The sequence below is a fragment of the Fibrella arboris genome (assembly GCF_041321095.1).
In the GTDB taxonomy this organism is placed as follows: domain Bacteria; phylum Bacteroidota; class Bacteroidia; order Cytophagales; family Spirosomataceae; genus Fibrella; species Fibrella arboris.
Map to the genome: position 1 here is coordinate 237,658 of NZ_JBGGWE010000010.1, position 9,947 is coordinate 247,604.

Sequence of the window (9,947 nt, forward strand, 5' to 3'; positions counted from 1 at the left end):
GAGTCCAGACTGCTGTTACGAACGACCTGCCATCTGTTATACAGCCTGTTACGCAGGGCAGAATCGGGAGGTGCCAGCGCAGTTTGCGGGTACCTGCCTCCAATCCAGAGAAATACGGTTAGATAAAGGTAAGACGGCATCGCAGGCAGATTGGCTGGTAAAGCGAAAAGCTAATCTACGGCATAACCAATCAATTAATATTGTTTCATAATTACAAATCGGTAACTTATGTTAGCGAGCGGCTACTTAGTCCATAGTTTCGATTAATTCAGACCTCTATGAGCAGCGCTCGTCTGTCAACTCAATGCAGTAGCTGTATACCGCAGGCTTTGTATTTGATGACCAGGCTATCGGGAACCTCCGTGTCAGTTATCAACGTGTGCGCCAGGGTAATTGGCGCAAAATGCAAGTAGTTTTCTTTTTCAAATTTGGAGGAATCACACAGCAGGTAAACATGCCCGGCCTGCTGCGCCATGGCGAGAGCGGTGCTGGCTTCTTTCTCGCTGTTGGCACTCAATCCATTCGCTGCCGATATACCGTCGACACCAATAAATGCCCGGTCGGCCCGGTAGCGTCGGATGTGTTCGTTGGCCATGAGCCCATGCACAGCCTGTCGCTCTTTATCAATTTCGCCCCCAACCAGGTTAATACTGACCGATGAGTGCATCAGTTCAGCCAGCAGGGGTAATGAGTTGGTGATGACCTGTATCCGTTTATGCCGGATGTAGGGGCAAATGCGGAAAACCGTACTGCCACAGTCGAGAAAGACGGTCTCCCCCTCCTGAATTTCGTTGGCCGCTAACTGGCAAATGTGGTCTTTCTGCTCGGCCCGGCTGGCCGCTTTGTGCTCGAATCGGAATGGCTGCCTAGCCAGATCAACCCGCATGGCCCCGCCGTGGGTGCGGTAGATCAACCCTTCGGCGGCGAGTTGCGTCAGATCGCGACGGATGGTCATCTCTGACGTTTGCACATGAAGCGCCAGCTCCCGCACATCGACAGATTCCCGCTGCTCCACTATGTCCAGAATTAATCGTTTCCGGTTTTGATAATTCATCGATAACTAATTCATTTGTTCAAAAATAAACAAAATCAAACAAATTTGAACAACATGGTGAATCCCAGAGTACGAATTACGGACGAAAAGGTACTCTCTGATAACTGGTACGTGTTGAAACGGTACACGTTCGACTACCAGCAGGCCAACGGCGAGTGGGCCACGCAGCAACGCGAAGCGTATGACCGGGGCAACGGCGCGACGATTTTGCTGCATAACCCCGTTACCGATACGGTGATTCTGACGCGCCAGTTTCGCCTGCCAACCTATGTGAATGGAAACGCCTCGGGTATGCTCATCGAAACCTGCGCGGGCTTGCTCGATAACGACCATCCCGATGATGCCATTCGCCGCGAGATGGAGGAAGAAACCGGCTACCGGCTCACGGCCGTAGAGCGGGTCATGGAAGCGTATATGAGCCCTGGATCAGTTACGGAGCGCCTCTTCTTTTACCTCGCCGAATACAGTGCCGATACCACCCGACAGGCCGGCGGCGGCATTGACGAGGAAGAGATCGATGTGCTGGAGCTGCCTTTTACCGAAGCCATGCGGATGGTTGCTACCGGCGAGATCATGGACGGTAAAACGATCATGCTTCTGTACCACCTGCGGCTGCGGCAGCTAACGAATTGAACGGACAGTCAGCGTACTAAACATTGCTTCACTATGATGATTCTCATTGCCGGCCCGTACCGGGGCGGCACCAACGACGATCCGGCGTTGATGGCCAGCAATCTTGCTCATCTTGAATCCGTAGCCCTGCCTTTGTTTCGCGCGGGGCATCTGCCCATGATCGGTGAATGGGTGGCGCTACCCCTCATCGCGCTGGGCGGATCGACCAGGCCCGGCGACGAGGTCTGGAACGAGATCCAGTATCCGGTGGCCCACCAACTGCTCGCTAAGTGCGACGCGTTACTGCGGCTTGACGGAGCCTCTGCGGGTGCCGATAATGACGTTCGGCTGGCGCAGGAGCGCGGTTTGCCCGTTTATTTCCGGCTGGAAGACGTACCCGGCGTTGGCGTGTAACGTACCTGGAATCGGGCCGGGTCGCACTGGTCAGGGGCGAACGAGTATACAGTCGTGCTGTGTTAGAGTGAAGTAGTTTGCGCTGGGATGCACCTTACGACTGGAACAACGACCAATCGTCGGAGACGATCTTTGCTTTTCCAGGTACGTTTGGCCGGTCACACTGGCAAGATGATAGCGGTATGTATTACTGGATGATACCGTTCAACGCGGCGCAGGGGTACAATAACAACCGCGACACGGTAAGAAGTACCCGCGATTACACACGCTACATTCGTGATCAGGTGGGCTGGTTCAAGAAAACGAAACCCGGTCAGGTATTGGCCGACAAGGAGTCGAACATGAACCACGCCGATCAGAACTCGGGTATCTACGTGACATAATACCCGGTGTATCCCATCGGACGATGTGCACAAGATCGAGTCTGATTACGCCGAAGTGCGGTTGGCCGAGGTGTATTACATGCTGGCCGAATGTCGGTTCCGGTTGGGCAACAAAGCCCAGGCGGTTCAGTTGCTGAACACGGTCCGTAAGCGGTACTACCCGGCCAATTCGCCCAGCCTGTACCCGACAGATGGCAGCACACTCACGGAGCAGGAACTGCTCGATGACTGGGGACTTGAGTTCGTCATCCGGGGGATTAATTGATTGTGAATGGTGGATTTTTGCTGACGAAAGCGACAACAAGGTAGACCATCCCGGCAATCGGCTTTACCCAAAAGCTGATTTTACATAGCATATTGCTGACGCGCGTCCCAGACTTACCCGCATCCGTCATGATACGACATACACTTGCTCTATTCTTGGCCTTATCCAGCTTTGTTGCTGCCAACGCGCAGGTGCTCAGCGATTCGATTCTGGTTGAAGGAAACTACCGGACGTTCTATTTCAACAAACCACCGGATACGTTTAAGAAACCGAGCCTGGTCTTTGTGCTGCACGGATCGGGCGGAAATGGCCGCGACATGATGAAATCGGCCACGAAAATGGACCAGCAGGCGGCAACCGAAAACACACTGGTGGTTTATCCGAGTGGGTACAAGCGGTATTGGAACGAATGCCGGAAGTCGTCACCGGCGCAGGCTAACCTGGAAAACGTGAACGAGCAGGCGTTCTTCGATGGTATGATCCACTATTTCAGGAAGCATTACGGCGCTGATACCAGGCATGTATTTGCCGTAGGTACGTCGGGCGGGGGGCATATGGCCTATAAACTGGCCCTGACCATGCCGCGCACGTTTCGGGCCATCACGGCCATCATCGCCAATTTGCCCGATACCACTAACCTGGATTGCGAACCGGCCGGCCAGGCGGTACCCGTCATGATCATCAACGGCACCGACGATACCACCAATCCGTATAACGGTGGCGTGGTGGTCCTGGGCAAAAATATGAACATGGGAGCCGTGCGGTCAACAGACCGTACGCTGGCTTACTGGGCCAATCTGGCGCATTATCAGGGGAAGCCGACGATGGAGAACGTACCTGACGCTGACCCTAAAGACGGGAAAACCATTGAGCGCTACACCTACAAAGCGAAAGGCAAGCCCGAAATTGTGTTGTTAAAAGTGAACGGCGGTAAACACGATTACCCGAACGATATTGACGTTCACCTCGAAGCCCTCGCGTTTTTCAAGCGGCAAAGTCAATAGATACCGGCGTTGACAACGTACCCGAAACCAGGCTGATTTACTGGATCGTGCCCCCTTTTCTGCCCTTTTGCAATCCGCTTACCTGAAGCTTGAAAAGGGATGGCCAGTTTTTGCCCGTGACGTATAGGGCACCCTCTTCGGGACGGTAGGCGATGCCATTCAGTACGTTCTCTTTTGTGTTGATGCCCGCCGGCAGCATTGCGTCCATTTGCAGTTCACCTACTACTTTTCCCGTTGCCAGATCTATCTGAACAATCCGGTTGGTTTGCCACACATTGGCCAGCACGTAGCCGTTGATGTACTCCAGTTCGTTGAGATTGACCACTGGCCCTTTGTCGTCATAAACGGCAAGCTCACCCGTTCTCTGTAAGGTAGGGGTATAGAACGTTAGCCGGTTAGAGCCATCACTCATGATCAGCGTGGTGTCGCGGTGAGTAAGGCCCCAACCCTGTGTATGATACGTGAAGGTTTGCTCCTGTACCAGCTCTTTTGTGTATCGGAAACATTGCCCCGATGTCCAGGTCAGTTGATACACGTACTTACCAACCACCGTTATGCCCTCGCCAAAATACTGTTCCGGCAAAGAGACAGCCTGCTGAATGGTACCGGTTCTGAGGTCCACTTTCATCAGTTTGGATTGCCCATTCAGGCCGGTTCCTTCATACAGTGTACCCTGGTCGAACTCGAGGCCCTGGGTGAAACTGCTGGTCTGGTGCGGGTACGTTTGCCGCACGGCATACGTCAGTTGCGGCGGTTTTACGTCCGACCAAAGCTCAACAGACAGGGTATCGCAACTTCGTTCTTTATTGACGAGCACACCCTGCACAATGAGCTGATGGCGACCAACTTTTTTGCCTGCAGCCATGACGCGGAGGCTGTCTTGGGCCACTGGTTTAGTCAGAACGATCGCACCATCCCAGAAAACAGCTAGTTGGGCAAGCGGCTGGCCAAGCTGAATGGTGAGCGAATCGCCGGGCTGACAGCCTGTCTTCGCAAGCGTAGCCACCGCTGGCTGAAGCTCGGTGCCTGCTGGCGCTTCTGTTGGCTTTTTTTCCTGACAACCAAAAAACAACAAGCCGAACAGGCATAAGCCAGCTGATGAGTGGAGTAAACGGATCATGCGCAATAATACGCGCCGTTTAAGTATTGTCGACTCGGTTCCAGGTGTGGTTGTCGCAAACAGTTGCCGCTGGCCAAGCGTACGGACTGGCCTTTATTTATTGATCGGCAAAGTAAGCCACTCGATATGCTTACTTCTGTTTTTACCAGTACGGTCGCTAAAGGCAGTCTGCCTGGGTCGAGAGACTGGATCGTTCTAATCGTAAACGTTGTCAATCATGTACGCACGAATTGTTCAGGTCCCCCTATTGCCTGATGCTATTGCCAAAGCCACCGATTACTTCCGCGATTCGGTAGGGCCAGCCCTCAAGAAACATCAGGGCTTCAAGAACAGTCGGTTTCTGGTCGATTCAAAAACCAACCGTTGCCTGATGGTGACGCTTTGGGAATCTGAAGCAGACCGAACTGCCGCCGAAACAAACGGATTTTTACAGGATGTACTGAAGAATATGAAACCCTACTTTGCGGGTCAGCCCGTGGTCGACTATTATGAAGTAGCCGTACAGGTTGCCTGATAGATTGCCGATTGCCCTGTTCACTGCCCGTAATCATAAAGCGGACATAGCCGGCAACCAAGTTACTTGCCGGTCTATGTCCGCTTTATGATTACGGGGGTGATTGCGGTAGTTTCAGGGCTCTACGCCCCTGTTGGCTACCGGAAAATCATCGGTCTATCTGGCTCTACAATCAGGAAAGCCGTTGGGGGGGCACACCGATCGGTTAATACTTCATTTCGCCCCGGTCTTTTTCTACGGCGGTGCGTCCATCTTTCATCCAGGCGGGCATGGGCGCGTCTTTCAGGTAATGGTCGAAGAACTGATACATGCGGATGCTGAGGTCTTTGGCGTTGTGACGGGCCGTAAGGTTGTGGCCTTCCCCATTGTAAACAACCATCCAGACGGGCTTGCCCAGGCGGCGCAGACCTGTGAAAAACTCGATACCCTGCTGCCAGGGAACGGCGCCATCGGCATCGTTGTGCATCAGCATGAGCGGCGTTTCTACGCGGTTGGCGAAGAACAGCGGTGAGTTTTCGAGGTAGTTCATCGGCTTATCCCAGAGTGTGCCACCAATGCGGCTCTGCGTTTTTTCGTACTGAAACTGACGAACAACGCCCGTTTCCCAGCGAATACCGCCATAAGCCGACGTCATGTTCGCCACGGCAGCGCCCGCTTCAGCCGCTCTGAACAGGTTCGTCCGCGTGATGATGTAGGCCGTCTGGTAACCGCCCCAGCTTTGTCCCTGAATACCCAGCCGAGCCCGGTCAATGTTGCCCCGTTCGAGCAGTTTCAATACACCCGGCACAATACAATCGTAGGCATTGGGGCCAGGCTGACCGGTTGTGTACACGATGTCGGGCACAAAAACCGCGTAGCCGTTCGATACGCAATACGGAATGTTGATGGTCGACCGGCTAGGCGATGGTGCGCGGTAATCGGTCAGGGTTTCGGCATTACGCTCGTAGAAATAGGTCAGCATCGGGAATTTTTTTCCGGGGGCATCAAAGCCTTCGGGTTTGAAAAGCAGCCCTTCGAGGGGTGTCCCGTTGGTGCCCACCCATTTCACCAACTCAACACTGCCCCAGCTGACACTGTCCTGCTGCGGGTTGGTTTTAGTCAACTGTATGGGGCTGGCAAACGTCGTGTCGGTAACAAACAGGTTTGTCGATTCCTTGAAGTTGCCCCGATAAAACGTCATGGTTGGGGCATTTTTGGCTTTGGCGATGTTTGCATACCGGTGCATACTGCTGGCCATCAGGCTGATAGCGGCCGGGCCGCTGGCTGGTGGGGTGGCCTTCAACACGCCGGTATGTTTGTCGCTTTCCCAGATGCCAGTCAACCAGAGTTCGTCTTTCGGATTGATGTCTTTTTCGTCGGGGTCCAGGTCAGCGCGCCGTAAACGGACCTTATTCGTACGGCCCCAGCCGTTGGTCAGGTTGAGCGGTTTCTCACGACCGGTGGGGTCAATTTGCCAGATATCGTAGCGATCGTAGAGCCAGACGTAGCGGTCGCCGGTAGTCCAGCCAGCGGCACCGTAGGCACCGGGTAAGCTGGGTGTGTCGTGCTCTTCGTCGAAGAATTTGCTGGGCAGGCTGCGTGTCAGGTCAATGCGTTTGTTATCCGCAACAGACCAGGCCCGCCAGAGCGAGTCACGTTCATCGAACCAGTACGCATACGTTCCTCCCGGCGACAGACGAGGCTGCGACACCATGACGTCATGGGCAATCCGTTTTTTCTCGCCAGTCTGGGTGTCGATCAGGTACAGATCGGTATGGCCGGGATCCCAGGACGACTGCACCTGATAGGGCAGGTCGCTCATGCCCATCAGGTAACGGGTAGTGACTTTTGGGTCGAAAGCAACCGTTGGAATTTCCTGATTGGCCAGCAGCGTGACCCGGCCGGTGGTGAGATCCGCCACCGTCAGGAAACCCCGCTCTTTTTCTTCTTTCAACCGTTTCTGCTGCATCGGTTGCAGGCGACTGTCGGTCCAGCTCCAGACGTCCATCTTCACCTTTTCATCGTCTGGCGTCAGCGTATCTTTCGACGGCCTGATGGCAATGGGCGAGGTAGCGAAGTAGAGACGCGTACCATCGTCCGAAAATTTAGGTTCGCGGTATTCGTTGGCTGTCCAGCGGCTGGGCAGTGCGCTGGTCACGGTATCGACCAGCGTGCGGTAGGGCGGCTCAATGGTCGTGACTTTACTCCGTTTGCCTTTGGGAACAGCCGGGGGAGCCATGTTCCTGTAGCGAAGCGTAAAGATCCGCACATCGGCTCCGGCACTATCGGTAGAGGTCATCCAGGCAAGTTGTTTCCCCGATTTATCGACAGCCAGCCCCTTGTATAACTTTGTTTTTGAACTGCTGTCGACCAACATCGTCTGACCGGTAGCCGTGTTGAACAGAAAGACGCCGGGAATGATCGCTTCACCTGCTTTCAGCGTGTCGCGCGCCGACTCCCGGCTGTAGAAGATCGTTTGCCCATTGTCGGAGAGCACCACGTTAGAGACGAACGATACCGTCCGGCGCGTTCCATCGGCCATGTTCAGCAGCACCAGGTCATCGCCTTTGGGTTTCTTGGCAACGCCACCTTTCCGGGCAGCAACCGTCGTTGTCGAAACGGGTGGCGTAGGCAGTAGCGTATCCTTTTTCGACGTTGGTTTTGTTTCAGCCAGCAGCCTGGGTACGTTGGCATCCTGCAACACGGCCAGCCATGAACCGGAATCTTTCCCGATCATGAAGGATTTCACATTGGCCAGCTTACGGGTTTCGCCCGTCGCCAGCGTCAGAACAAGCAGGCTGTCTTTAGGCATTTCGTCGGCCTTTTTCTTTTTAAGCTTGGCCTTCCGGGTGTCGGCCACCGGTACTTTGAGGCGCATGACCAGAAACTTGCTGTCGGGCGTGAACTGCGCCATGTAGCCACGCGGAAACCGGCGAACGACAGTCTTGCGGGAGGCGTCGGCTAGCTCCAGCCGCCCGTTTCCGTCCTGAGGGTCAACCTGGTAGGTGATCCAGTGGCCATCTCTGCTGAGGTTTTCTGAGCGAACATTTTCCCAGCGGTCGTAATCACTGGCATGGAGTGGTCGCTTAGGGGTTTGCGCAAGCGACCTGGTGAGAAAGAAACAGACGAATAACGTAGCGATCCGTAACATATATGAACATCGGGTTGTATGAAATGCCATTAAATATACGATACGCAGGCATTACCCGGGTGAACATACGAACGTTGGGCAGACTGGCCACAGGGGCACAGATGCAGCGCATCAAGCCTGAATCCGCCTTGTCAGTAGTCATCTCGCCCAGTTCTTGAGAGGCCGGTAGGGGCGAACCCGTCGGCCAACGCATCAGTAAAAGTGCTTGTTCAGGAAGGCGATCATCTTATTGAGCGCTTCGGGTGCGTCTTTATGGAAACTGGTGCCCAGAAACGCGTTTGAGCCGGAATCGAGAAAAGCATGGGGACGGCCTTCGTACAGCCAGAAGTCGATGTTCGTGTGGCCCGCTTCTTTCAGCTTGGCCATAAACGCTTCTACCGACGTCGGTGTGGTCAGATTGTCTTTTGAGCCAACCGTGAAAAACATCGGTGGTAGTTTCTGTTCGCTGGCTTTCGGAACAACGTACAGTGGTGATACCTGTTTGTAGGGAGCCGGGTTATTGGTGGGGTTCACATCGTTGCCGAAAATGCCCCGCGCCTTTGCCTTGCCCATGGCCCAGAATAGGTTGCTTTCTTTCTCGAAACCGTTCAGCGCACTCCCGTACAAATCAAACGCACCGTAGCTGATTATGGCTGCCTGTACCGCCAGCCCGTTGGCTTTGGCTACCTGCTCGGCGGTTTTGCCGTTAGGCAGGTACGTTGGCGTGAACCCCAAGGTGCTACCCGCAAACCCATCCGATTCCAGGTTTTTACCCTGCAACACAACCATCGTGGCCAGGTGCCCGCCCGCGCTGTCGCCGGTGACGATGAGTTGCCCGGGATTGCCCTTGTACTGGCCGATATGGTCTTTTACCCACAATACCGCGCCAAATACGTCATTCACGATATCGTTCATCTTCACCGTGTTGTTCTGGTCGACGAGCAACCGGTAATTCACGTTGCACACCACGTAGTCGGAGTGACTGGCCAGGTAGGCTGCCGGTTCATCCATGATGCTTTTGTTGTTGATCAGCCAGCCGCCGCCGTGGAACATCACAATGACCGGGTAGCTCTTCCTGCCGGTGTTGGGTGTGTACACATCCATCGTCAGGTTAAAGCCGTTGGGCGATGCCCAGACAATGTCGCTGGCTTTGGTGAATTTCTCCTTCGGCGCCGGTTTGGCAATCGCTGATAAGCAGGCCAGCATACTCAATATGAGCAGGTATTTCATAGGTGATTTGAGATTGAAAAGGTGTGTTTGGTTTATAAGCTGCCTGAGTTAGCCAACTCGTCGCGTCGCGAAGGAATGGACCGTCCCTGATGGCTCTAGAGAATAGAGCTGTTTGCATTAGCCAATTCGTCGCGTAGCGACCTAATGTCTGTAGTCAAAAGGCCTGGCTGTAGGTATGCCCGTCGCGTAGCGACCTAACAATTCAGCGTGGTTAAGTCGCTACGCGACGGGCATACCTACAG

General features: G+C 54.3%; 10 protein-coding genes. 6 read left to right on the plus strand and 4 right to left on the minus strand.

What is annotated here, in order from left to right; all coding sequences use genetic code 11:
- Window positions 1–301 precede the first annotated feature (301 nt).
- Window positions 302–1,054, minus strand: coding sequence for a DeoR/GlpR family DNA-binding transcription regulator (locus tag ACAW75_RS18345; protein WP_370730204.1), 753 nt, complete (start codon window positions 1,052–1,054; stop codon window positions 302–304).
- Between the two features lie 54 nt (window positions 1,055–1,108).
- Between ACAW75_RS18345 and nudK the strand changes: the two genes are divergently transcribed.
- From nudK to ACAW75_RS18370, 5 genes are all read left to right on the plus strand, one after another.
- Window positions 1,109–1,687 (plus strand): GDP-mannose pyrophosphatase NudK, encoded by a 579-nt coding sequence (gene nudK / locus ACAW75_RS18350; protein ID WP_370730205.1) that lies wholly within the window; start codon window positions 1,109–1,111, stop codon window positions 1,685–1,687.
- 33 nt (window positions 1,688–1,720) lie between these two features.
- Window positions 1,721–2,080: a DUF4406 domain-containing protein gene (locus ACAW75_RS18355; RefSeq protein ID WP_370730206.1), complete on the plus strand. Its 360-nt coding sequence runs from the start codon at window positions 1,721–1,723 to the stop codon at window positions 2,078–2,080.
- A 77-nt stretch (window positions 2,081–2,157) separates the two neighbouring features.
- On the plus strand, window positions 2,158–2,463 hold the full coding sequence (locus tag ACAW75_RS18360; RefSeq protein ID WP_370730207.1) for a hypothetical protein: 306 nt from the start codon (window positions 2,158–2,160) through the stop codon (window positions 2,461–2,463).
- A 25-nt stretch (window positions 2,464–2,488) separates the two neighbouring features.
- On the plus strand, window positions 2,489–2,728 hold the full coding sequence (locus ACAW75_RS18365) for a RagB/SusD family nutrient uptake outer membrane protein (RefSeq protein WP_370730208.1): 240 nt from the start codon (window positions 2,489–2,491) through the stop codon (window positions 2,726–2,728).
- A gap of 128 nt (window positions 2,729–2,856) precedes the next feature.
- Window positions 2,857–3,732 carry a CE1 family esterase gene (locus ACAW75_RS18370; RefSeq protein ID WP_370730209.1) on the plus strand — a complete coding sequence of 292 codons (876 nt, stop codon included), beginning with the start codon at window positions 2,857–2,859 and terminating at the stop codon, window positions 3,730–3,732.
- Window positions 3,733–3,769: 37 nt separating this feature from the next.
- Here ACAW75_RS18370 and ACAW75_RS18375 read toward each other — a convergent pair whose 3' ends face one another.
- Window positions 3,770–4,852, minus strand: coding sequence for a glutaminyl-peptide cyclotransferase (locus ACAW75_RS18375; RefSeq protein WP_370730210.1), 1,083 nt, complete (start codon window positions 4,850–4,852; stop codon window positions 3,770–3,772).
- 217 nt (window positions 4,853–5,069) lie between these two features.
- Here ACAW75_RS18375 and ACAW75_RS18380 point away from each other — a divergent pair, with 217 nt between their 5' ends.
- On the plus strand, window positions 5,070–5,366 hold the full coding sequence (locus ACAW75_RS18380) for an antibiotic biosynthesis monooxygenase family protein (RefSeq protein WP_370730211.1): 297 nt from the start codon (window positions 5,070–5,072) through the stop codon (window positions 5,364–5,366).
- Window positions 5,367–5,571: 205 nt separating this feature from the next.
- Here ACAW75_RS18380 and ACAW75_RS18385 read toward each other — a convergent pair whose 3' ends face one another.
- Window positions 5,572–8,496 carry a S9 family peptidase gene (locus ACAW75_RS18385; protein WP_370730212.1) on the minus strand — a complete coding sequence of 975 codons (2,925 nt, stop codon included), beginning with the start codon at window positions 8,494–8,496 and terminating at the stop codon, window positions 5,572–5,574.
- A 192-nt stretch (window positions 8,497–8,688) separates the two neighbouring features.
- Entirely contained in the window at window positions 8,689–9,705 is a 1,017-nt protein-coding gene (locus tag ACAW75_RS18390) for an alpha/beta hydrolase (protein WP_370730213.1), read from the minus strand.
- Window positions 9,706–9,947 lie beyond the last annotated feature (242 nt).

Bases quoted from the DNA above. Each gene is read 5' to 3' on its own strand.
- ACAW75_RS18345 (WP_370730204.1), bottom strand. From the start codon at position 1,054: ATGAATTATCAAAACCGGAAACGATTAATTCTGGACATAGTGGAGCAG.
- nudK (WP_370730205.1), top strand. From the start codon at position 1,109: ATGGTGAATCCCAGAGTACGAATTACGGACGAAAAGGTACTCTCTGAT.
- ACAW75_RS18355 (WP_370730206.1), top strand. From the start codon at position 1,721: ATGATGATTCTCATTGCCGGCCCGTACCGGGGCGGCACCAACGACGAT.
- ACAW75_RS18370 (WP_370730209.1), top strand. From the start codon at position 2,857: ATGATACGACATACACTTGCTCTATTCTTGGCCTTATCCAGCTTTGTT.
- ACAW75_RS18375 (WP_370730210.1), bottom strand. From the start codon at position 4,852: ATGATCCGTTTACTCCACTCATCAGCTGGCTTATGCCTGTTCGGCTTG.
- ACAW75_RS18380 (WP_370730211.1), top strand. From the start codon at position 5,070: ATGTACGCACGAATTGTTCAGGTCCCCCTATTGCCTGATGCTATTGCC.
- ACAW75_RS18385 (WP_370730212.1), bottom strand. From the start codon at position 8,496: ATGTTACGGATCGCTACGTTATTCGTCTGTTTCTTTCTCACCAGGTCG.
- ACAW75_RS18390 (WP_370730213.1), bottom strand. From the start codon at position 9,705: ATGAAATACCTGCTCATATTGAGTATGCTGGCCTGCTTATCAGCGATT.